This window comes from Methylobacterium sp. FW102-HT35C08 (assembly GCF_058790235.1).
Window position 1 is genome coordinate 4,574,720 of sequence record NZ_JBYTCL010000002.1, and the last position, 22,810, is coordinate 4,597,529.

Here is a 22,810-nt window from a genome sequence, read left to right on the forward strand (position 1 = left end):
GCGATGAAGATTACCCGTTCTAAGATCTGCGCTCCGGCTGGTCGAGCGAGCGGCGTGTTTGCCACACAATCGCTCTACTCTAGCGTGTGCCACACTTCGACCGGTTGCATGAGAACCGTCAGAAACGCTCGCCAACCATTTCCTCGCCCCCGGCCGCATCGTCGCCGAGCACGCCCGTGTCTTCGGCCGCAACCAGACGGTGTTCGATCCCTGGCACTACGTCCCAGTGCTGGCCCGCAAGCCCGGCGCGCTGCGCAACGGCGCACCGTTCAAGGACTAGAGCACCATCCGAGCGTGATGAAACGGCTGGCGAGGTGAAGGGTTGGTCGGCGAAGGAGAGCGCCAATGTCCTCAGCCCTGTCCGTCGATCTGCGTCAGCGCGCGGTCCATGCCGTCGCGGCCGGCGCCTCCCGGCACAAAGCTGCCGAACGCTTTGGGGTCAGCCTGGCGAGCGCCAGTCGGTGGTGTGAGCGCTTCGCCCGTGAGGGCCACGTCGCGCCCAAGCCGATGGGCGGCGATCAGCGCTCGCACCAGATCGAGGCCCAGGCGGACCTGATCGTCTCCCTCTACGAGGCGCAGCCCGGCATCTACCTGCACGAACTCCGTGCGGCTCTGGCCGAGCACGGCATCTGCGTGGCTCAGAGTAGCCTCTCGCGCTTCTTCAAGCGCCACGGCATCTCGCGAAAAAAACGACAGGCCACGCGGCCGAGCAGGGCCGGGAGGACGTGAGAGCTGCGCGCGAGGCGTGGTTCGAGGGCCAACTCGACCTCGACCCGGATCGCCTCGTGTTCATCGACGAGACCGCAGCCAACACCGCCATGGCCCGGCGCTACGGGCGCGCTCCACGGGGCGAACGCTGCCGGATGAGCGTGCCGCAGGGCCATTGGAAAACCACCACTATCACGGCGGGTCTGCGCACCAGCGGCATCACCGCCCCCTGGCTGCTGGACGGTGCCATGAACGGGCAGGCCTTCCGCACCTACGTGGCCGACGTGCTCGCTCCGACGCTCCAGCCCGGCGACACGGTCGTCATGGACAACCTGCCGGCTCACAAGGTCAGCGGCATCCGCGACCAGATCGAGGCGGTGGGAGCCCGGCTGCTCTACCTCCCGGCCTACTCGCCCGACTTCAACCCGATCGAGATGGCCTTTGCGAAGCTGAAGGCGCTGCTGCGCAGTGCGGCGGCGCGAACCATCCCAGACCTCTGGGACGCCATACGGCGCAGCCTAACCCGCTTCGCGCCAGCTGAATGTCGAGCCTACCTTGCCGCTGCAGGATACGATGCAACCTGATCGGATGCCGCTCTAACGTCAGTTAAGGTAAGCATCCCCTCGGCTCCACCACTTACCTTGCCCTCTGGGCATCGCAGGTAGTTGGTGGCACGTCGTAAACATCTCAGGGTCGAGCGGGCCCTGCTTTCCGTCCTATCTCCCCCGTCCGCGGGGCTAGGCCTGGGCACCCGGCCGCAGCCGAACGCGTGTCATCCGGAAGCCGAGAGTTCGGGCTTCGTGCGCCCACCGAGATAGGCCGACCGGATCTCGTCGTTCGCCCAGAGCGCCTGCGGCGCGCCCTCCAGGACCAGCCGGCCGGTCTCGAGCACGTAGCCGCGATCGGCCACCGAGAGACCCATCCGGGCGTTCTGCTCGACCAGCAGCACCGTGGTTCCGCGGCGGCGCACCTCGGCGATGATCGCGAACACCGCCTGGACGATGACCGGGGCGAGGCCGAGCGAGGGCTCGTCGAGGAGCAGGATGCGGGGCTTGGCCATCAGGCCGCGGGCGAGGGCCACCATCTGGAGCTGGCCGCCCGACAGGGTCCAGCCCAGCGCGTCGCCGAACCGGCGGATGTCCGGAAAGAGATCGAACATCGCCTCGACCTCGTCGCGCAGCGCCCGCTTGGGCAGCCCGGAGCGGTTCGAGGCGCCCAGCATGATGTTCTCGCGGACGGTCAGCCCGGGGAAGACTCGCCGCCCCTCCGGCACGTGGGCGACGCCGAGCCGCACGATCGCCTCGGGCTTGAGACCCTCCAGGGGCTTCCCCTCCAGCAGGATCGTGCCGGCGGCGGGGCGCACCAGCCCGGAGATCGCCTTCAGGGTCGTGGACTTGCCGGCGCCGTTGGAGCCCAGCAGCGTCACCACCTCCCCGGCGCCGACCGAGAAGGACAGGCCGCGCACGGCCTCGATCTCGCCGTAGCGGACGACGAGGTCGCGAATCTCGAGGAGGGGTGTCGGCATCGCGAGATCACACCGGAGCGAGGTCGGTCTTGAGGCTCGCCGCCGGGCCGGCGGCGGCGTCCTCGCCGAGATAGGCCTGGATCACCGCGGGCTCGCGCAGCACCCCCGCGGTGACGCCGTCCGCGATGCACCGGCCGAAGTTCAGCACGGTGATGTGGCTGGCCACGTCGCTCACCAGCGTCATGTCGTGGTCGATGATCAGGATGGTCAGGCCCTTGGCGGCCATCCGGCGCAGAAGCACCGTCAGGGCGTTCTTCTCGCTGGAATTGAGTCCCGCGGCGGGCTCGTCGAGGAGCAGCAGCACGGGATTGCCGGCGAGCGCCCGGGCGATCTCGATCAGGCGCTGGTGGCCGTACGAGAAGCCGGAGATCGGCTCCTGCGCCCGCCCCTCCAGCCCCACGAAGGCCAGCGCCGCCCGGGCGCGGGCCTCCAGGGTCACCCGGTCGCGGGCGGCGAGCGGGTTGTTGGGCCGCTCGGCGCCGATGACGACGTTCTCCAGAGCGCTCATGGAGCGGAACAGGCGGATATTCTGGAAGGTGCGCCCGATCCCGGCCGCCGCCCGCCGGTGCGGGGGCAGGCGCGTGACGTCCTGCCCGGCCAGCCGGACGGTGCCGCCCGTGGGGCTGTAGAGGCCCGAGAGGACGTTGAGTGTCGTGGTCTTGCCGGAACCGTTCGGGCCGATCAGCGCGTGGATCCCGCCCCGCGCCACCGTGAAGCTCACCGCGTCCACGGCCTTGAGGCCGCCGAAATGCTTGGCGAGCCCCGAGACCTCCAGCATCGGCGCGGCGGACGCCTCACCCTGGCTCAGCGTCAGTTCGGCGGCGGGCGGCGCGGCCGGACGGGCGCGGCGCAGGCGCCGGACCTGGTCGCCGAGGAAGCCCCAGATCCCGTCCGGCATGAACACCACGATCAGGATCACCGCGAGCCCGTAGATCGCGAGGTACAGCCCCGGGATCTCCTTGAGGAAGCGGAGCCATTCCGGGATCAGGATCAGCAGGGCGGTGCCGATCACGGCGCCCACCGGCGAGCCGACGCCGCCGAGCAGGGCCATCGTCAGGAAGACGATCGACTCGGCGAAGGAGAACTGGTCCGGGCTGATATAGGTGAAGCTGCCGGCGAACAGCCCGCCGCCGAGCCCCGCCAGCAGCGCCCCGAGGGCGAAGGCCGCGACCTTGGTGCGGTAGATGTCGATGCCCGACACGCCCGCCGCGAGCTCGTTGTCGCGCACCGCCCGCATGGCGCGCCCGAGCCGGGTCCGCGGCATGTGCCAGACGAGCCAGCCGACGACGGCCAGCACCAGCACGCACAGGGCGAGGTAGCTCTGCCCGTCCGCGAACAGGGCCGGGCGGCGGATGTTCGGCACGCCGTCCGGCCCGTGCGTGACCGGGATCCAATTGGTGAGGACCAGGGTCAGGATCTGCTGGAACGAGATCGTCACCATGGCGAGGTAGTGGCCGCCGAGCCGCAGCGTGGAGGCGCCGAGCGCGGCGCCCAGCACCACGGCGAGGCCGAGGCCGGTGATGAGGCAGATCCAGAAGTTCAGACCGCCGTCGACCGTGCCGAGGCCGACCGCGTAGGCGCCGATGCCGAAGAAGCCGGCCTGGGCCAAGTTGATCTGTCCGCACAGGCCGAGCACCACGGTGAGCCCGATCACCGCGATGGCGTAGGTCGCCGCCTGCATCAGGATGTTCAGGGCGTAACCGCTGAGCGGCGTCGTCGCGGCGAGCGCGACGAGGGCTGCGGCGAGCACCGCGTAGGCGAGGCTGCCGAGGGGGAGCCGGCGGCGCGCCGCGGGGTCGGAGGCCGGGGCTGCGGCGGCCGGGCCGGTGATCGGAGTGGGGGTGCCGCTCATGCCTTCTCCGCCACGCGCTCGCCGAACAGGCCCTGCGGGCGCACGACCAGGAAGACCACGAGGACCAGGAAGGCGAAGGCGTCCTTGTAGGGCACCGAGATGTAGGCCGCCCCGAAGGTCTCGATGATGCCGAGTGCCAAGCCGCCGATGATTGCCCCGGTCACGTCGCCGAAGCCGCCGATGATCGTCGCCGCGAACGCCTTGAGGGCGATCGTGGCGCCCATCTGGATCGACACGAACAGCACCGGCGCCACCAGGATGCCGGCGATGCCGCCGAGCACCGCGCTGTACACGAAGGTCAGCATGATCATGCCGGCCACCGGGATGCCGAGGAGCGCGGCCATCTCCTTGTCCTGCGAGGTCGCCTGCAGCTTCTTGCCGACCAGCGTGTGCTCGAAGAACCAGTACTGGAACGCCACCAGGGTGGCCGTCGCGGCGATGATCAGCAGGTACTGGCTGTCGAGGAAGACCGGCCCGAGCAGGAAACCCTGGGTCTCGAACACGGGCGGCAGCACCTGCGGTTGCGGGCCGTAGAGGGCGAGCGTGGTGTTGGCCAGGAAGATCGAGGCGCCGATGGTCGAGATGATCACCGGCAGGTAGCTGCGGTGCCGCAGCGGGTAGTAGACGCCCAGGTTGAACAGGGCGCCGAGCAGGGCCATCCCGCCGAGGGTGAGCAGCAGCGACAGCCAGTAGGGCCATTGCAGATCGACGGCGAAGACCACCATCAGGAAGGCCGCCACCATCGAGAACTCGCCTTGCGCGAAGTTCACCACGTTGGTGGCGCGGAAGATCAGCACGAAGCCGAGCGCCACCAGGGCGTAGACGGAGCCGATGCCGATCCCGGTGAAGAGGAGTTGCAGGATCAGGTCCATGCGGTCCGCACGCGTTGCTTCCTCGGGGATGCGCCGGGGCCGCGCCGATCCGGCTGGATCGGCGCGGCCCCGAGGCCTGGCGCGATCGGCACGTCTCAGCCCTGGTAGAAGTCGATCCGCCGGTCGAAGACGATGTTGCCCTTGTCATTGCGCACGACGTTGTAGCCGTGCAGGCCGTCGCCGTTCTTGTCGAAGTTGTAGGTACCCTCGGCGCCCTCGTGGCCGCGCACCGCGAGCAGGGCCTCGCGGATCGCCTGCGGGTCGGTCTTGCCCGCCGTGTTGATCGCCTTGGCCAGCACCGTCACCGCGTCGAAGGTCCAGGACGACTGGTTGTCGGGGGCGACCTTCATGGCGGCCCGATAGGCCTTGCCGAAGGCCCGGGCGGCGTCGCTCGATTCCTCGGCGTAGTCGGCCACGCCGTAGGTGCCGTAGAGCGACGGCCCGGCAAGCTTCAGCGCCGTCACGTTGGTGATCGAGGGCGAGCCGACCCACGGCGCGGTGACGCCGAGCTGGCGCAATTGCCGGGCGAAGATGCCGATGTCGTTCTCGAAGGTGAAGTACGAGCCGATCACGTCGGCGCCCGACTGGCGGATCGCCAGCACGACCGGGGTGAAGTCCTGACTCTGGTTGGTGTAGCCCTGGTCGAGGGCGACCGTGGCGCCGCCCTTGGCCAAGCTCTCGGTCAGCGCCTTGGCGCCGCTGGTGCCGAAGGCGTCGGTGGAGTGGATGATCGCCCACTTCTTCTTCCCCAGCCCGTTGACGCCGTGCTCGGCGATCACCCGGGCCGAGAAGCTGTCGTTGGGTCGGAAGCGGAACAGCCAGGGATTGCCGAGCTGGGTCAGCACCGGGTCGGTGCCGCCGAAACAGACGGGCTTGCCGGACTTCAGGATGTCGGGCGCCATGGCGTGGTTCTGGGTCGAGCGGATCGAGCCCAGGAAGCCGACGAGGTCGCTCTGCGAGGCGAGCTTGGAGAAGGCGAAGACCGCGCCGGGATTGGTGGTCTGGTCGTCCTCGGTGACGATCTCCAGGGGCTTGCCCAGCACGCCGCCGGCCTTGTTGACCGCCTCCAGGGCGATCTTGGCTCCGGCGAGGGCGTAGCGGCCGGCATCCGCACCCGGGCCCGTCACCGGCAGAACCATGCCGATCCGGATCGTCGACCCGGCGCCCTGCGCGCAGGCCGAGCGGATCACCCCCGGCGCCAGACCGCCCGCGATGGCGGATGCGGCACCTGTCAGGAAAACGCGACGCGTCGTCTTCATTGGCGTATCCGTCCCGTCGCCGATGCTTAAGCCCGGCGTTGGCGACAATCGGCCATACTCAGCGCGTCGCTGTCCATCCTGCCGCAGGTTCAGCGGTCCGCTTCGATGAGAAGAACACCTGAGATCGTCACTCGATAGCGTTCGGCCGGGTGCGGACAGGACAAACGATCGCCGCGGAACGGAACCTGTGCTTGCCGGCAGCCGCTCAACATCGCTTTGGCGCAGGCGCGACCCACGGAGCCTATCCACCGCCCCGACGATCTCTCAACCCGACGAAACGACCGGAAACAGGCCGCCGCCGGCGCTTACGCATGTGCGGCCCGATCCTCGATTATCAATAAAATCCACGAGATCGGAGCCAGGTGCCCACGATCGATCCGCAACGGCCGCATATTTATTGACAATCCCGAATCAGTCGCGGACGATCTGGGCAACAAACATGAGGGAGGAAGGCGCGATGCCGAGGGCTGGCCTTGGACTGGCGTTCACGTTCGGCGCGGGCCTGCTCGCGGCCGGGACTGCCGTGGCGGCCGAGCCCGTCCAGATCACCATGTGGTCGAACTGGCCGGACGAGCCGGCCAAGAAGGACTGGGTGGCCGCTCGCGTCCGGGAATTCGAAGCCACCAACAAGCAATGCGCGGTCAAGCTCAGCTTCATCCCGAAAGCCGACATCTATACGCAGGCGAAATCCGCCGTTCGCACAGGCCAGGCCCCCGACGTCTTCTACCTGGAGCCTGACCAGCCCGAATTCCTGGCGGGCGGCTTCCTCGAACCGCTCGATGGCCATGTCGACTTGTCCAAGTTCGAGGACTGGGCCAAGCCGGCCTGGACCTACAAGGGCAAGGTCTACGGCCTGCCGGTCGAGGCCTACACGGTCGAGCTGTACTACAACAAGGATCTGGTGAAGAAGGTCGGCGTCGAGGTGCCGCCGTCCTATCAGCTGACACAGGCCGGCTTCGCGGATCTGGTCAGGAAGGGGGCCGCGGCCGGCATCACGCCCGTGTCGCAGGGCGTCGGCGACCGGCCGTTCCCGGGCGGCCTGCTCCTGTTCGAGTCGCTCCTGCGCAAGCTGGGCACCGAGGATTACGGGAAGCTCCTGAACGGGACGCTGTCCTTCAAGGATCCGCGCGTCCAAGAGGTGATGACGTGGTTCAAGGGGCTGGTTGATGCCGGCGCCTATCCGAAGAGCTTCGCGACGCTGAAGCTCGGCGAGTCCCACTATTACTTCTACCAGAAGCCGGGCGCCCTGACCTTCCCGGATCCGAGCTGGTTCACGGGACGCGCCTTCGCCTCACCCGAGAGCGGCGGCATGCCGGCGAACTTCCCCCTCGGCATCATGCAATTCCCCGCCATGGACGATGGCAAGTGCCCGACCTGCAAGACGCTGGCGGTGGCCGGCAGCTTCGTGATGTATGCGCGCGGGAAGAACAAACCTTGCGCCGGCGCGCTGCTCGACTCCATGGCCACCGCCGGGAATGGCGACAAGTGGATGGAGCAGGTCTCCCTGCAGACCGGCCTGAAATCGGATCCGGCGAAGATCAACTCGAGCCATGCCGAGTACTTCGCCGAGCTCAACGCCCGCAACAAGGGCGCGACCTACTTCTTCGGAACACCGCTGCTGTACTATCGATCCAAGTGCGCCGAGACATACACCCAGGTTATGAACAACGCCTTCCCGGCCGGCCTGATCGGCGTGGCCGAGGCCGCCGACAAGATGGACGCGGCCTGCCGCAAGGGGAGCTGACGCGGTGGCGGGCATCACGGCTCTCGAGACGACGGCGCCGCCCGCGGAGGATGCACCGGCATCGGGTCGCGTGTCGGACCCGCGGCGGGCGAGCTGGCCCGTCCTGATCGTCTTCCTCGCCCCCGCGCTCGTCATCTATCTCGGCCTGACGGCCTACCCGGCCTTCCGGACGATCTTCGACAGCCTGTTCACGATCGAGGGGTCGGAACGGACCTACGTCGGGCTCGCCAATTACCGCGACCTCTTGGGCGACGAGACGTTCTGGATCGCGGTGCGCAACACCTTCGTGTGGGCCTTCGTCGCCCCGGTGCTGGACGTCGCGACGGGCCTGCTCCTGGCGCTCGCGCTCTATGCCGGCGTCCCGTTCGCGCGCTTCCTCCGGGTCGCGTGGTTCACGCCGGTCCTGCTCTCCTACGTCGTGGTCGCGATCCTGTGGATGTGGATCTACAACTACGACTGGGGCGTGGTGAACGAGGGACTCCGGGCTGTCGGGCTCGACGCGCTGGCCCGCTCCTGGCTCGGTGACCCGAACACCGCGCTGGCGTCCCTCATCGTGACGCATGCCTGGAAATGGGCCGGGTTCAACATGGTGGTCTGCCTCGCAGCGATCCACGCGCTGCCGTCCGAGGTGCTGGAGGCGGCCGAGCTCGACAATTGCGGCTGGGGCGCGAAGCTGCGCTACGTGATCGTTCCGATGCTGCGGCCCACGCTGCTCAACCTCTACGTCCTCGCCTTCATCGGGAAAATGAAGGTCTTCGACCTCGTCTGGATCATGACCGGCGGAGGGCCGCTCTGGGCGACCGAGACGGTCTCGACCTACGTCTACAAGCGCGCCTTCAACTGGAACACCTTCGACCTCGGCTACCCGTCGGCGATCGCGACGGTCTGGTTCGGCGTAGTCTGCGCGGCGGTCATCATCCTCAACCGGGTCTTCAAATCCCGCGATCGGCTGGAGTACTGACGTGAGCGCCGACGCGACCGTGCCCCCGGCCGCCGGGCGGGGCGGCTTCCTGGCGAGCCGGACGGCCCTCGCGGTCGCTATCGCCGCCTACACCACGTACACGCTCGGGCCGTTCCTGTGGCTGGCGACCATGTCGGTGCGGACCACGGGCGAGATCTCGGCCGACCATTACGCCTGGCCCCGCCCGTTCCACTGGGAACAGTTCCGGATCGCCTGGGTCGATTCCGACTTCGCCACCTATTTCTGGAACTCGACGATCGTCGTCGTCGCCGCGGTCGCGGTGGTGACGCTGGTCGGCGCCGCGGCCGCCCACGCGCTCGCCCGCTATCGGTTCCGCGGCAACCGCATCGTCTACGGTATCCTGTTCTCGTCGATCATCTTCCCGCCGCAGATCACGTTGATCTCGCTCTATCAGATCCTGGTCGATTACGGGCTGTACAACAGCCTTCTCGGGCTGACGCTCGTCTATGTCTCGCTGCAGTTGCCGCTGACGGTCTATCTGCTGGAGGGATTCTTCGCCCGGATCCCGCAGGACCTGTTCGATGCCGCGAAGATGGACGGCTACGGCGACATCGAGATCTTCCGCCGCATCGTCCTGCCGATCGGCATGCCGGCGATCGCCACCACGTTGATCCTGAACTTCATCCAGCTCTGGAACGAGTTCCTGTTCGCGGTGGTGCTCATCACCGATCCGGACAAGCGGACCCTCCCGATCGGCATCCGGGCCTTCATGGGCGACCATTTCCAGGACATCGGCATGATTGCGGCCGGCGTCATGATCTCGGTCGTGCCCGTGATCATCGTCTACATCTTCTTCTCCGAGAAGCTGATCCGCGGCATGACCGCGGGCGCCGTCAAGTAAGGGCCCGTAGATGGCGGTCGTTCAGCTCTCGAAGATCTGCAAACGCTACGGCTCCGGCGGGCCGGTCGTGGTCGACAACGTCGACGTCACGATCGGGGACGGCGAGTTTATGGTGCTGCTCGGCCCGTCCGGCTGCGGCAAGTCCACGACCCTGCGCATGATCGCGGGCCTCGAGACCATCTCGTCCGGCACGCTGTCGATCAACGGCCGGACGATGAACGACGTGCCCGCCAAGGACCGGGACATCGCGATGGTGTTCCAGTCCTACGCCCTCTACCCGCACATGACCGTCGCCGAGAACCTCGCCTTCGGCCTCAAGCGCCGCCGCACGCCCTCCGCCGAGATCGAGCGGCGGGTCCGGGAGACGGCCGCGATGCTGGGTCTCGTCCCCTATCTCGACCGCAAGCCCCAGGCCCTGTCGGGCGGGCAGCGCCAGCGCGTCGCCCTCGGGCGCGCCATGGTGCGCGAGCCGATGGTGTTCCTGTTCGACGAGCCGCTCTCGAACCTCGACGCGGCGTTGCGCGTCAACACCCGCAACGAGTTGATCAAGCAGCATCACCGGCTCGCGTCCACGATGATCTACGTGACCCACGACCAGGTCGAGGCGATGACCATGGGCACGCGGATCTGCGTCATGAACGGCGGCCGCGTCGCCCAGGTCGGGAAGCCGCTCGACGTCTACTGGAACCCGGCCGACACCTTCGTCGCCCGCTTCCTCGGTTCGCCGCCGATGAACCTGTTCACCGTGCCGTTCACCGGCGGGGACCGCGTCCGCACGGCCGCGATCGAGACCGCGCTGACGCGCTGGGCGCCGGCCGCGCTCGCCCCCCTTGCCGGTCGCGAGGTGGTGCTCGGCGTCCGGGCGGAGGACCTGCACCTGTCGACCGAGGCGGCCGGGAGCGCAGCGGCCGGCCGGATCCGGGGGCGGGTCTTCGCCGTCGAGCCCCTCGGCGCCGAGACGCTCCTCGCCGTGGAGACGGAGGGCGGCACCGAATGCACGGCCCGGCTGCCGCGCGACACGCGCGCCGAGGTGGGCGCAATCGTCGACCTGTTCTTCCGGTCCGAGGCCGCTTTTCTGTTCGACGCGCGGACCACGGCCGCCATCCCCGCCACGCCTCTGCCCGGAGGCGGCCCGGGCAGGGCCGGAGCTGTCCATTGAGCGCCGTCCGGCGGATCGGCCTGATCGGGGCAGGCTGGGTCACCCAGCATCATCTCGCAGGCTGGGCCGCCCTGAAGGGCCGCGCCGAAGTCGTCGCGATCGCCGACCCGTCCGCCGAGCGGCGCGAGGCGCGGGCCCAAGCGTTCCAGATCCCGCACACCTACCCGGACGCCCAGGCGTTGCTGGCGGCGGGTGGCCTCGACGCCGTCGACATCGCGGCGCCCCGCGCCGTGCATGCCGAGCTCGTCCGCCTGGCGGCCGATCACGGGCTGCCGATCCTCTGCCAGAAGCCCCTGGCCCCGACGCTCGCGGAGGCGGAGGCGCTGGTCGCCGCCGTGGAGGGCCGGGCACGTCTGATGGTGCACGAGAACTGGCGGTTCCGCGCCTATTACCGTGAGGCCGCGGCGTGGCTGCGCGCCGGGGTCATCGGGCGGCCCTTCGCGGCGCGGCTGGATCTCGTGACGAGCGGCACCCTGCCGGACGGCGCGGGCCGCTATCCGGCCCTGGAGCGCCAGCCGTTCATGCGCGACGAGGCGCGGATGCTCGTCGCCGAGGTCCTCATCCATCACCTCGACACGCTGCGCATGCTGCTGGGGCCGCTGCGGGTCACCGCCTGCGCGACCAGCCGGACCTGTCCGGACCTCGCGGGGGAGGACACGGCGCTGATCCAGCTCACCGGTCCCGGCGGGGTCGCCGTGCAGGTGTTCGCGACCTTCGCGGCCCATGGGGCCCCACCCGCGTCCCCCGACCGCCTCGAGATCCTGGGTCCCGGCGGCGCGATCCGGCTCCAGGGATCCGAGCTGTCGATGACGGGGCGGGAGACGCGGCTTCAAACCTTCGACCTCGCCGCCACCTACGCGGAGTCCTACGCGGCAGCGATCGCGCATTTCATCGACCGCCTGGAGGATGGCGCGCCGTTCGAGACCGAACCGGCCGACAATCTCGAGACGCTGCGGCTCGTAGAGGATTGCTACCGGCTCGCGGGCCGGGCGGAAGCCCGGTGACCGGGGACGGCTCCGTGGATTCCATCCTGCCCCTCCGGCGCGAGGGCATCGGCGCCATCGTGGCGCGCCTGGAGGAGGACATCATCTTCGGGCGGCTGGCTCCCGGAGCCCGCCTGACCGAGGATGCCCTGATGGCGCGCTTCGGCGCCTCCCGGCACTTCATCCGTCAGGCCCTGGTCGAGATGGAGCGCCGGGGCGTCGTCGGGCGGGAGCGGAACGTCGGGGCGACCGTCAGGTCCTACTCCGCCGAGGAGGTCCGGCAGATCTACGAAGTCCGCGAGATGCTGACGCGGCAGGCGATGCTGATGATCGCGCTGCCGGCCGCGCCCGACCTCATCGCCCGCCTCGAGGCGCTTCAGGATGCCTATTGCGACAAGGTGGAGAAGCGCGACCTGCGCGGCATCCATGAGGCGAACGACGCCTTCCACGTCGCCCTGTTCGAGGCCTGTGGGAACCCGTACCTCGTGCGCACGCTCAGCGACTATATGGGCCTGACGCTTCCGATACGCGCCAAGACCCTGGCGGATGCCGACGGCCTTCGGCTCTCGATCAGCCAGCATGGGATCATGATCGACCTTCTGCGCGACCGCGACCGCTGGGCGCTGGCGCAGCTCAGCGTCGATCACCTGCAGCTCAGCAAGGTCGATTATCTCGCCCGCATCGCCGCCGCCCGGGAGCCGGTCCCGGCGCTGCGATAGCCGCCAGGCCCATTCCCGGCGCGACGGTCTCGACCCGGCCGCGTTGAAGCAGATCAGCGCCGCTCCTGCCGGGAGGCGGGCTTCGGCGCTCTCCCGAGCCGCGGATACGAGCGGAGGCTTTCAATGCAGACATTCACCGTCGCCTGGGACGCGGCCCGGCTGGCCTGGGTCAGGGAGCGCGTGCGGGCCCATCGCATGCCGCGCCTGCCGGCGGAGGCCGGATGGCGCTACGGCTGCGACCCGGACTTCCTCGCCGGCCTGTGCGCCTACTGGCTCGACGGCTTCGACGAGGCCAAAGCGGCGGCCGAGCTCAACCGCTTCCCGCAGATCCTGGCCCGGGTCGAGGATCTCGACCTGCACGCCGTCCACGTCGTCGGCGAGGCGGAAGGCCGGCGCCCCCTGCTGCTGATCCACGGCTGGCCGGGCTCGATCTACGAGTTCTGGTCGGTGATCGAGCCCCTGGCCTTCCCGTCGCGCCACGGCGGGCGGCCGGAGGACGCGTTCGACCTCGTGATCCCGGCGCTGCCGGGCTTCGGCTTCTCGGGAAAGCCCGCCGCGCCGATCGGGCCGCGCACGACGGCGCGTCTGTTCGACCGCCTGATGCGCGAGGGGCTGGGCTATTCCCGATACCGGGTGCAGGGCGGCGACTGGGGCGCCGGCGTCGCGGCCTGGCTCGGCCTCGACCACGCCGCGTCGCTGGAGGCGATCCATCTCAACTACCTGCTGGTGCAGCCCGATGCCGAGCCCGAGAGCGCGGCGGAGCGGGCCTGGCAGAAGGCGGCCGCGGCCAGTCAGCAGGCGCTCGGGGCCTACGCGCAGCTCCAGGGCACCAAGCCGCTCTCGTTGGGCTACGCCATGGCGGACGAGCCGGTGGCGCAGCTGGCGTGGCTGGTCGAGCGCTTCCACGACTGGGCCGACCTGCGGGAGCGGCCCTTCGCGCAGGTCTTCTCGAACGATCAGCTCCTGACCAACGCCCTGCTCTACATCCTGACCGATGCCTTCGCGACGGCGACGTGGTTCTATGCCGGCGCGCAGCAGGAGAGCGTGCGCCGGATGCCGCCGGGGCGCCGCGTCACGGTGCCGACGGCCTTCGCGGCCTACCCGGATCCGCGCACGCCCGCGCCGCCGCGGGAGTGGTTGGAGCGCGGTTACGCGGTCTCGCGCTGGCAGACGATGCCGCGCGGCGGGCACTTCGCCGCCCTGGAAGCCCCGGACCTGTTCGTCCGGGATCTGCGGGCGTGGGGCCGCGGCTGAGGGGGTCATCCCGCCGCATCCCGGACCCGGCCCCGCCCTGACGCGTTGGCCCGAACATCCCCCCTCATCGGATTGGAGTGCGCGCTATGAAGCTGGCTGTTGGCGTTCGCATCGGGCTGGCCGCGTCGTTGATGTCGGGTGCCGTCGGGCTGGCGGGCCCCGCCGCGGCTCAGGACGCCAATTCCGGGCCGGGGAAGCTCACCAAGGTGGCAAGCTTCGCGCATCAGGTCACCGGCATCACCGTCAGCCGCGACGGGCGCATGTTCGTCAACTTCCCCCGCTGGAGCGAGGACGCCTCCGTCTCGGTGGCCGAGGTGAAGGACGGCAAGCCCGTTCCGTACCCCGACGCGGACTGGAACAGCTGGCGCAACGCCAAGGCGGACGAGGTCGACCCGAAGACCCACTTCGTCTGCGTGCAGAGCGTCGTGGCCGACGACCAGGACCGTCTCTGGGTGGTCGATGCGGCCGCGCCCGCCATGGCGCACGTGATCAAGGACGGCCCCAAGCTCGTCGGCATCGACCTGAAGACCAACCAGGTCGTGAAGACGATCCCGTTCGATACCAGCACGGTGCTGCAGGCCTCGTACATCAACGACGTGCGGATCGCGCCCGACGGCAAGACCGCCTACCTGACCGATTCCGGCGCCGAGGGGGCGCTGATCGTGGTGGATCTCGACAGCGGCTCCGCCAAGCGCGTGCTGTCCGGCCATGCCTCGACCATGCCGGACAAGAGCGTGACCGTGCAGTACGACGGCAAGCCGCTGCGCCGCCCGGACGGCCGCGACGTCGCGTTCTCGGCCGACGGCATCGCCCTCTCGCCGGACGGGAAGACGCTGTACTGGCAGGCCATCAAGGGCAAGACGCTCTACAGCCTGCCGACCGACGCGCTCACCGGTTGGGCGACCGCCGCGTTCGTGCCCGAGATGCTGAGCGACCGGACGCTGGACTCGAAGATCGTCACGGTCGGCGAGAACGGCCCCGCCGACGGCCTGCTGATCGCCCGCAAGGACGGGCGGATGTACGTGACCTCGCCGCAGGACAATGCCGTGAAGATCCGCGACCTCACCGCCAAGGGGAGCGGCCTCACGACCCTGGTGCAGGACCCGCAATTGCGGTGGCCGGATACGTTCAGCGAGGCGCCGGACGGCACGATCTACGTGACGACGTCCCACATCCAGGACTCGGCCGACTACAAGCCCGGCGCGCCGATCAGCCTTCCGACGGAACTCTGGGCGATCACGTCGGGACCGGGCGCGGCGACGGGCTCTACAGCGCCCGGGACGCCCCGCTGAGGTTCAGCAGGGTCCGTCGGCGCGCCCCCAGCCGGGGGCGTTCAAGCTGAAGGCGCCGCTCACCCCCGGCCCGCCGCGCTGCCGGACGGGTTCGCCGGGCCGGCATGCGACAGGAAGAACCGCACCATTTCCCGACTGGCGTCCGGGCCGCGTGCATCGGTGAACGACCCGGCCGGATCGCCACCCGACCACGCGTGGCCGGTCCCGTGCAGTACCCAATGCTCCAGCACGGCCCGGCCCGACGCGTCGCTGCGCACCGTGCGGGTGTAAGCCACGCCGTCCGGCGTCCGCCCCGCGCTGACCGCCTGCGCGAGGTCCGGTCCGGCCGGTCCCTGTGCGGCCACCCGATCGCCGTTGGCCACGTTCACGGTCTTGTCGCCGTCGCCGTGGAACACGATCGTCGGGACGCCGTGCCGCGTCCCTCCGGACGCTCCGGCACCGCCCCCGCGCATCGCCGCGAAGGCGGAGGGCATGTCGCGGGCCGCGCCGCAAGCGAGCCCGGAATGCACGCCCACCGCCGCGAACAGGTCGGGATGTGTCGACGCCAGGATCGCGGCCGCGGCCCCGCCTGCCGAGAGACCGGCGGCATAGACCCGGCTCGCGTCGCCCGAGAATTCCGCGATCACCTGCCGGACGATGCCGGCGATCAGCGCGGGCTCGCCACCCTCGCGCTGCTGGTCGCCCGGCTCGTACCAGTTCCAGCAGCGCTGCATGTTGGCGGAGCGCGGCTGCTCCGGATACACCACCAGGAACGTCTGTTCCTCGGCGACCGTGTTCATCCGGGTCCCGCGCGCAAAGTCGTCCGGGTTCTGGGTGCAACCGTGCAGCATCACCACGACCGGCAGCGCTTGACCGGTGTAGCCGCTGGGCACGTAGACCTTGTAGTTCCGACTGCCGACGGCACCCGTGAAGGTGCGGGCCTCGAAGCGCGCGCCGTCCGGGAGCGGCGCGGCCGGCGTTGCGGCTCCGAGACCGTCGTCGAGGCCGGAGCCCAGACCGGTCCCGACGCCGCCCTTCGCCAGCGCCGCCTTGATCGTCCGCATCACATCCCCGGCGATGTCGCCGTGGGGCGCGAAGGCCGGCTTGTCCGGAGCACCGCCCGGCGCGGCATCCGGCGCCGTCCAGGCTTCGCCGGGGCTCGCGGGCGGGCGCATGTCGATCGTCGCGCCGCCCTCCGCGCCCTTCGCCTCGGCGGCGGAGGCCGCGGCCTTCTGGCCCTCGGCCCAGCGGGCGTAGGCCGCGGCCTGTTGCGTCTGCAACCGGGCCATCCGCTCCATCATCCGCGCCGTGCGTGCCGGGTCGAGCTTGGGCATGCCGAGCTTGGAGAAGTCCATCTTCGGAAAGGCGTTCATGGGGTCTGATCCTGGTGTGCGCGACGGACGGAGCGGAAGGCTCGGCCTCGTCCGGGAAGCATCGTGTCGGCGTTGGCGTGTCAGGTAATCCGGTCGGCCAAGGCGGCCTTGACCGCGGGGCTGGCCTGGAAGGCGCCGAGCACCTCGACCGCGGCGATGGCCGCGCGTGCGAGCTCGGGGGTGACATCCGGAGCGATGCTGGCCAGCCCGAGCACCTGAATGTGGATCGGCGTCCCGGAGTCGCGGGCGGCTTCGAGCGTCTGCTTCGAGTAGTACGACAGGCCCAGCCGCAACTGCTTGCGGCTGACGGACTGCCTCACGGCTTCGCCCTGTCGCTCGATCTGGTTGCGCACCGCGGTGCGGATGAAATCGGCCCGGTTGGCGTAGAAGCCGTCGCGCACCATCAGGTCGATATGGCCCAGATCGACGAAGCCGAGATTGACCGTCAGCTTCTCGCTGTCAGGCAGCTTCGGGCGCAGCTCACGCACGTTCTCCGCCATCTCGACCCTCCTCATACCATCCCGTTGGATGGTCTGAAGATGGCGAGCGCATTCTTGCGCGCAAGGGCAGGATTGGAAATTCGACTCGCGCCGAGGCTGTCGACACCGTGAAGGCGAAGGTTTTCTAGGACCTCCGCCGCGGCGGGCTGCACGACGCGTCCGATCTCGACCGCGCAGGGATCGGTGACCGCGTCAGCGGCGGCCACGCCTCCACGCGAGACATCGGTGTCCCGCGCAGCGGCATCTCCCGCCCGGCCATACCGGGATCGGGAGCACGGGGCGCTATCGCGACGTCGCGGATGCGCCGGGCGCCGTCGATGCTTCGTCTTGCCGTTGGCCGGCACGCCAGACCTCGACGATCCGGACGCTGTTGGCGATGTCCTTGGACGGGTCCGCCTCGAGGATCACGAGGTCGGCGCGGCGGCCGGCTTCCAGCGTGCCGCGATCGGAAAGACCGAGAAGCTCGGCCGCTTTCGACATTGCGGTGGTGAGGGCCTGCATGGGTGTGAAGCCCGCCTGCACCATCAAGGCCAACTCGCGGTGCTCGGCGACGCCGGGAACGCGCTCGGGTGCCGCGCCGCTGTCGGTGCCGAACCCGATCCGCACGCCGGCGTCGGCGAGACGCTTCAGATTGGCCAGATTCACCGCCAGCGAATCCCGGGCGGCCTGCGCCTTGGCGCTCGCGCGCGTCTCGCGCTGCCACGTCGGATCGTCGAACCGGGCCTTCAGATCGGGGGCCAGCGCCGTCCGGACGAACGGGGTCTGCGCCCAGGCCGGGGCATCCGCATAGACGAACGTCGCCTCGTCGAGGGCGAGCGTCGCGATGTACCAGGTGTTCTGCGCCTTGAGCAGCGCGATCAGGTCGGCATCGACCGGCTTGTCGCGCACGCCGTGGGCCAGCACATCCACACCGGCCTTGGTGATCGCACGGGCATCCTCCAGGTCGTGGACATGCGCCGCGACCCGCAGGCCGAGCCGGTGCGCCTCGTCGATCACGGCCTCGTAGACCGCGGGCTGCATCTTCGCCGGCACGGCCCCGCCGAAATCGTCGAGCCAGAGCTTCACCATGTCGGTGCCGCGCCCCTTCATCGCGCGGACGGCCTCGCGGCCCTCCTCGGCGTTGGCCGGCCGGAAGAGCTGATCCGCGCTCACGCGGATCATCGCCTGGGGCGGGCCCCCGTCCGGTACGCCGATGCCGCGATCGACCCCGAACAGGTCGGCGCCGGGGATCCGGCCCGCATGCGCCTCGGCGCGGATCTCCGGCATGATCGCGCCGTTGAGCCCGAGCGCCATGATCGTGGTGACGCCCCGGTCGGTATAGGCCTTGAGCTGGGCGAGGATGTTCTCGCGCGTGTAGTTCCGGGCGCCGACATCGACGCCCTGGACGATGCCGACATGGGAGTGGTCGGAGATCAGCCCCGGCATGATCGTACGGCCGCGCATCTCCCGGATCTCGGCATCGGGCGGTACCGCGACCGCGGTGCGCGGTCCTGCCGCGACGATGCGGTCGCCGTCGACGATCACCACGGCGTCCTCGACAGGCTCGGCCGATCGGCCATCGATCAGCCGGATTCCCGAGAAGGCCAGCGGTTTCGCGACGGCGCCGCCGACGCAACCGAAACCGAGACTCATGGCAGCCGCCACAACCGGCAGTAACGCGTACTGTCGCATCGCCTTGTCCTCCCGATCCAGCGCGGGGCATTGTCGGCCGCTGGGCTTGGCGTGCGGCCTTGGTTCGCGCGTCTGGCTTGCGCGTCGATCTGAGGGCTTTCCGGCGCGATTGTCGAGGTGTGCCGCACCGCTCCGGCGCTGCTGAACACCGCGGAGGGAGAATATGATGCGGCGGCGTCAACTGCTCCTGGGTTTGGCGGCCTGCGGCTCGCTCGCGCCCGCATGGGCTCAGCCATGGGCTCAGCAGCCCGAGGCCGCCCTCAACCTGACCCTCGGGACCGCGACGCCGGGCGGTTCCTTCCCCGCCTTCGGCAGCGCGCTCATCGCCGCACTCCGCGACGTCGATCCCGGGGTGACCATCGAGCCGAGGATCACCAAGGGCTCGACAGAGAACCTGACCCTGCTCAAAGCGGGGCAGCTCGACCTGGCGCTGGTGCAGGGTGAGTATGCCTATGAGGCCTTGTCCGGCGAACAGGCCCGAAGCGATCGCCTGTCGGTCGTGGCCCCCATCGACGCGTCGCCCGGGCTGTTCGTGGTCCCGGCCGCCAGTCCGATCCGGGGCGTTCAGGATCTGCGCGGCCGTGCCGTGGCGCTCGGGACGCGCGGCTCGGGCTTCACGATCATGGGGAGAACCGTGCTCCAGGGCTCCGGCCTCGATCCCGACCACGACATCACGCCGATCCTCCTCGACGACGCCGGCGAGGGCGCCGCCCAGGTTCTCGACGGCCGCGCGGCGGCCCTGTGGGGCGCAAGCCTCGGCTGGCCAGGCTTCAGGACGCTCGCGGATGCTCCGGGCGGCGCCCGCTTCTTCGGCCCCGCCCCCGAGGCGATCCCCACCATCCTGGCCCTGCGCGCCTCGATGCGCCGTCTGACCGTCCCGCCGGCCTCCTTCCGCGGACAGGACGCGGCGATCGAGACCGTCGGGTCCTGGAGCTTCATCCTGGCGCGCCCCGGCCTCGACGGTATCGGTGTCACCCGGCTCGTCCGCGCGATCGACCGGGGCCGGGATATTCTGGCCCGGTCCTATCCTCAGGGCCGCGAGAGCGACCCGCGCAATCTGGTCGCGACCGTACCGGCCGCCTGGCTGCATCCGGCGACGGCCGCATACCTGCGCGCGGTGGGAGCCGATCCGGGATGACCGCGGATCGACCGTTTCCGAACGGCACGCCGGCCCTCGGCGACAGGTCGCGCACACCCGTTACTCAGCCGGAGGACGCCCAACGATGACCGTCGAGATCGAGCCTGCCGCAGGCGCGTCCTGCCCATGCTGCCTGCCGCGCCGCGGCTTTATGCGCGGTCTTGCCGGCTTGGGCGCCGGCTTGGGCGCTGCGGTGTCGATCACGGCGCAGGCCGAGCCCGCGCGCCACACGGGCCTCGTCATCGATTGCCACGGCCACTACACGACCGAGCCGGCCGCCATGCTGGCGTGGCGCAAGCGCCAAGTCGAAGCCATCAACGACCCCGCGCAATCGCCCTCGCCCGCCGACTTGAAGGTCAGCGACGACGAGGTGCGCGCCAGCGTGATCGGTCGGCAGCTCAAGCTTCAGTCCGAGCGTGGCATCTCCCTCGCTCTGTTCTCGCCGCGCGCCGGCGGGATGGGCCACCATATCGGCAATGCCCGCACCAGCCTCGACTGGTCGATCGTGTCGAACGACATGATCCACCGCGTCGCGAGCCTGATGCCGAAAAACTTCGTGGGCGTCTGCCAGCTGCCGCAGACGCCGGGCGTCTCGCCGAAGAACTGCACGGCCGAGCTGGAGCGCTGCGTGAAGGAACTCGGCTTCGTCGGCTGCAACGTCAACCCGGACCCGTCCGGCGGCTACTGGACGGATCCGCCGCTGTCCGACCGCTTCTGGTACCCGCTCTGGGAGAAGATGGTCGAACTCGATGTGCCGGGCATGGTCCATGTCAGCGCCTCGGCCAACCGCAACTTCCACGCGACCGGAGCGCACTACATCAACGGCGACACCAGCGCCTTCATGCAGTTCGTCACGTCGGACCTGTTCAAGGACTTCCCGACGCTGCGCCTGATCATCCCCCATGGCGGCGGCGCGGTTCCCTATCACTGGGGCCGCTACCGGGGGCTCGCCCAGGACATGAAGCGGCCTCCGCTGTCCGCGCTGATGGGCAACGTCTTCTTCGACACCTGTGTCTACCATCAGCCGGGCATCGACCTGCTGCTCAAGGTCGTGCCCTCCGACAACGTGCTGTTCGCCTCGGAGATGGTGGGTGCGGTGAACGGGATCGATCCTGAAACGGGGCACGCCTACGACGACACCAAGCGCTACGTCGAAGCCGCCGCCCTGTCGGAAACGGATCGGGCCAAGGTCTTCGCGGGGAACGCGCTCAAGGTCTACCCGCGCCTCCCGGACAAGCTTCGGGCGGCCGGTCTGGTCCCATGACAGCCGGTCCTCACCCCGGCGCCGATCGCGGGTGGCGGCCGGCACGCGGCTGTCGCGGCAACTGGCCCCGCTCAGCCTCGGGCCGAGCGGCATAGCGTTGGCATCCACGCCAAGCGGGCGCTTCGAACCGAAGCAGCGGCCGGCCTGTAACCGCGCCTGAGAAGCCGGTACGGATCCCGGCATGCCCGCTGCACGTCGGAACCGGCCCGGCAGCGGTCGGGGAGCGACGCACGGCCGCCGGCGCCTTCAACGAGGACACCCGATGGACACCGTCATCACGGCGACCGACACACCCGGGCAAGCCTCCTTCGCCCCGCCCATGCCGCCGCTGGCGCCCGACCGCGTGGGCGCCCTCGGCGTCCTGGCCGGCCTGCGCCGCAACGCCTACTCCGCCTTTCCGCTCCGATGCCGCGAGCAGGCGGTCCTCGTTCTGCCGATGCTCGGCCGCGACGTCGTCATCGCCGCCGGCCCGCAGGCGATGCGCGACGTGCTGGCCACGCGCCCGGACCTCTACCGGCGCATCGCGGCCGGCGATCGCATCTTCGGGGCTCTCATCGGGCGCGGCGTCGCCGCCAGCGAGGGTCAGGCTTGGCGCCGGCAGCGCCGGACTCTGGCGCCGGCCTTCACGCCCCGCACCGTGACCTTGCTCGCCCCGCACATGGCCGCTTGCGCCGAGGCGGCCTTCGCCCGGCTGGAGGCGTCTCGCGGCGAACCCGTGAACCTGCTCGGGGTGATGCAGGACCTCAGCCTTGCTGTCGCCTGCACGAGCATGTTCTCCCTGGAGGTCGACGCGTTCGGACCGCAGCTGCGCGCCCTGCTCCTGTCCTACGCCGACGGCGTCGGACGGCCGCGGGCGAGCGACTTCATCCTGCCGCCTCGGGTGCCGACGCTCGCCACCTTCCGCCGCGCGCGCTTCCGTCGGCGCTGGCGGGCGCTCATCCTCGCGATCATCGCCCAGCGCCGGGCCGCACATCACCCGGGGGCGCCGCGCGACCTCTTCGACCTTCTGTCCGAGGCTTACGGGGATCGGGAGGAGGACCTCCTGGCCGACGAGGTGTCGACGATGATCTTCGCCGGGCACGAGACGACGGGCCTGACGCTGTTCTGGGCCTGCTACCTGCTGGCCAACGCACCCGACTGGCGCCGCGCCGTCCGGCGGGAAGCGCGGCGGGTGGACCTGTCCCCGGGCGGGGCCGGGTCGGCCGTCGGCGCTCTGCCGCAGACGCGCGCCGTGGTGGATGAGGCGCTGCGTCTCTACCCGCCGGCCTACATGACGGCACGCCAGGCGGTGGCGGATCACGCGCTGTGCGGCGTCCCGGTCAAGCGTGGGGCCATCGTGCTGATGCCGTTCACCCTGCTGCACACCGACCCGCGCCTGTGGACGTCGCCCGAGCGTTTCGACCCCGGGCGCTTTCTCGGACCCGAGAAGCCGGATCGCTACAGCTTCCTGCCGTTCGGCGCGGGTCCCCGCGTGTGCATCGGGGCGCAGCTGGCCACGTCCGAGGCGGTGCTGGTCCTGGCGCGGTTACTGCGGGACAACGACCTCGTCCTGGACGATGACGGGCCGGTGCTGCCGGTCGGCTCGTTCGCCACCCGGCCGAGCCGTTCCCCGACCTTCCGCCTGCTTCCGGCCGCGTGACGGTGCCGGCGACCTGCGCCCCCGGCGCGCGGGTGGCGAGCGTCCTCGGCTTGCCC

The 22,810-nt window shown here is 70.0% G+C and carries 20 protein-coding genes; 12 read left to right on the forward strand and 8 right to left on the reverse strand.

Features of this window, described 5'->3' with window-relative positions:
- Nucleotides 1–345 precede the first annotated feature (345 nt).
- A protein-coding gene (locus AC3WSN_RS21720) for an IS630 family transposase (RefSeq protein WP_492540675.1) occupies nt 346–1,292 on the forward strand; the annotation gives its coding sequence in 2 pieces (ribosomal slippage) (nt 346–682 and nt 682–1,292; 948 coding nt in all).
- A gap of 188 nt (nt 1,293–1,480) precedes the next feature.
- Here the strand turns inward: AC3WSN_RS21720 and AC3WSN_RS21725 are convergent.
- From AC3WSN_RS21725 to AC3WSN_RS21740, 4 genes are all read right to left on the reverse strand, one after another.
- Nucleotides 1,481–2,233 (reverse strand): ABC transporter ATP-binding protein, encoded by a 753-nt coding sequence (locus AC3WSN_RS21725; protein ID WP_492540753.1) that lies wholly within the window; start codon nt 2,231–2,233, stop codon nt 1,481–1,483.
- A gap of 7 nt (nt 2,234–2,240) precedes the next feature.
- Nucleotides 2,241–4,085: a branched-chain amino acid ABC transporter ATP-binding protein/permease gene (locus AC3WSN_RS21730; RefSeq protein WP_492540755.1), complete on the reverse strand. Its 1,845-nt coding sequence runs from the start codon at nt 4,083–4,085 to the stop codon at nt 2,241–2,243.
- Complete coding sequence (locus AC3WSN_RS21735) at nt 4,082–4,957, reverse strand: branched-chain amino acid ABC transporter permease (RefSeq protein WP_238196881.1); 876 nt, start codon at nt 4,955–4,957, stop codon at nt 4,082–4,084. The genes AC3WSN_RS21730 and AC3WSN_RS21735 overlap by 4 nt, the downstream gene beginning before the upstream one ends.
- A 95-nt stretch (nt 4,958–5,052) precedes the next feature.
- Nucleotides 5,053–6,216 carry an ABC transporter substrate-binding protein gene (locus AC3WSN_RS21740; protein ID WP_492540757.1) on the reverse strand — a complete coding sequence of 388 codons (1,164 nt, stop codon included), beginning with the start codon at nt 6,214–6,216 and terminating at the stop codon, nt 5,053–5,055.
- Between the two features lie 457 nt (nt 6,217–6,673).
- On the opposite strand from AC3WSN_RS21740, the gene AC3WSN_RS21745 reads away from it, so the two are divergent.
- The 8 genes from AC3WSN_RS21745 to AC3WSN_RS21780 all read left to right on the forward strand — a co-directional run bounded on the left by AC3WSN_RS21745 (nt 6,674) and on the right by AC3WSN_RS21780 (nt 15,190).
- Nucleotides 6,674–7,960, forward strand: coding sequence for an ABC transporter substrate-binding protein (locus tag AC3WSN_RS21745; protein WP_492540759.1), 1,287 nt, complete (start codon nt 6,674–6,676; stop codon nt 7,958–7,960).
- A gap of 4 nt (nt 7,961–7,964) precedes the next feature.
- Nucleotides 7,965–8,921: a carbohydrate ABC transporter permease gene (locus AC3WSN_RS21750; RefSeq protein ID WP_492540761.1), complete on the forward strand. Its 957-nt coding sequence runs from the start codon at nt 7,965–7,967 to the stop codon at nt 8,919–8,921.
- A gap of 1 nt (nt 8,922) precedes the next feature.
- On the forward strand, nt 8,923–9,783 hold the full coding sequence (locus AC3WSN_RS21755) for a carbohydrate ABC transporter permease (protein WP_492540763.1): 861 nt from the start codon (nt 8,923–8,925) through the stop codon (nt 9,781–9,783).
- A gap of 10 nt (nt 9,784–9,793) precedes the next feature.
- Entirely contained in the window at nt 9,794–10,942 is a 1,149-nt protein-coding gene (locus AC3WSN_RS21760; RefSeq protein WP_492540765.1) for an ABC transporter ATP-binding protein, read from the forward strand.
- A complete protein-coding gene (locus tag AC3WSN_RS21765) occupies nt 10,939–11,946 on the forward strand; it encodes a Gfo/Idh/MocA family protein (protein WP_492540767.1) in 1,008 nt (335 codons plus the stop codon). The genes AC3WSN_RS21760 and AC3WSN_RS21765 overlap by 4 nt, the downstream gene beginning before the upstream one ends.
- Nucleotides 11,947–11,960: 14 nt before the next feature.
- A complete protein-coding gene (locus tag AC3WSN_RS21770; protein WP_492540770.1) occupies nt 11,961–12,644 on the forward strand; it encodes a GntR family transcriptional regulator in 684 nt (227 codons plus the stop codon).
- 123 nt (nt 12,645–12,767) lie between these two features.
- Nucleotides 12,768–13,898: an epoxide hydrolase family protein gene (locus AC3WSN_RS21775; RefSeq protein WP_492540772.1), complete on the forward strand. Its 1,131-nt coding sequence runs from the start codon at nt 12,768–12,770 to the stop codon at nt 13,896–13,898.
- An 86-nt stretch (nt 13,899–13,984) separates the two neighbouring features.
- Nucleotides 13,985–15,190, forward strand: coding sequence for an L-dopachrome tautomerase-related protein (locus tag AC3WSN_RS21780; RefSeq protein ID WP_492540774.1), 1,206 nt, complete (start codon nt 13,985–13,987; stop codon nt 15,188–15,190).
- A 59-nt stretch (nt 15,191–15,249) separates the two neighbouring features.
- Here AC3WSN_RS21780 and AC3WSN_RS21785 read toward each other — a convergent pair whose 3' ends face one another.
- The 4 genes from AC3WSN_RS21785 to AC3WSN_RS21800 all read right to left on the reverse strand — a co-directional run bounded on the left by AC3WSN_RS21785 (nt 15,250) and on the right by AC3WSN_RS21800 (nt 18,713).
- Complete coding sequence (locus AC3WSN_RS21785; protein WP_492540776.1) at nt 15,250–16,542, reverse strand: extracellular catalytic domain type 1 short-chain-length polyhydroxyalkanoate depolymerase; 1,293 nt, start codon at nt 16,540–16,542, stop codon at nt 15,250–15,252.
- 80 nt (nt 16,543–16,622) lie between these two features.
- On the reverse strand, nt 16,623–17,042 hold the full coding sequence (locus tag AC3WSN_RS21790) for a CopG family transcriptional regulator (RefSeq protein WP_210031568.1): 420 nt from the start codon (nt 17,040–17,042) through the stop codon (nt 16,623–16,625).
- An 11-nt stretch (nt 17,043–17,053) separates the two neighbouring features.
- Nucleotides 17,054–17,248 carry a hypothetical protein gene (locus AC3WSN_RS21795; RefSeq protein ID WP_492540778.1) on the reverse strand — a complete coding sequence of 65 codons (195 nt, stop codon included), beginning with the start codon at nt 17,246–17,248 and terminating at the stop codon, nt 17,054–17,056.
- A 76-nt stretch (nt 17,249–17,324) separates the two neighbouring features.
- The gene (locus tag AC3WSN_RS21800) at nt 17,325–18,713 is read right to left on the reverse strand and encodes an amidohydrolase family protein (protein ID WP_492540780.1); all 1,389 of its coding nucleotides are present in this window, start codon (nt 18,711–18,713) and stop codon (nt 17,325–17,327) included.
- A gap of 166 nt (nt 18,714–18,879) precedes the next feature.
- On the opposite strand from AC3WSN_RS21800, the gene AC3WSN_RS21805 reads away from it, so the two are divergent.
- The 3 genes from AC3WSN_RS21805 (at nt 18,880) to AC3WSN_RS21815 (ending at nt 22,754) form a co-directional block, all read left to right on the forward strand.
- Nucleotides 18,880–19,851, forward strand: a complete 972-nt coding sequence (locus AC3WSN_RS21805) for a TAXI family TRAP transporter solute-binding subunit (RefSeq protein ID WP_492540782.1) — start codon at nt 18,880–18,882, stop codon at nt 19,849–19,851.
- Between the two features lie 85 nt (nt 19,852–19,936).
- Complete coding sequence (locus tag AC3WSN_RS21810) at nt 19,937–21,115, forward strand: amidohydrolase family protein (RefSeq protein WP_492540784.1); 1,179 nt, start codon at nt 19,937–19,939, stop codon at nt 21,113–21,115.
- A gap of 262 nt (nt 21,116–21,377) precedes the next feature.
- Nucleotides 21,378–22,754, forward strand: a complete 1,377-nt coding sequence (locus AC3WSN_RS21815; protein ID WP_492540786.1) for a cytochrome P450 — start codon at nt 21,378–21,380, stop codon at nt 22,752–22,754.
- Nucleotides 22,755–22,810: the final 56 nt, after the last annotated feature.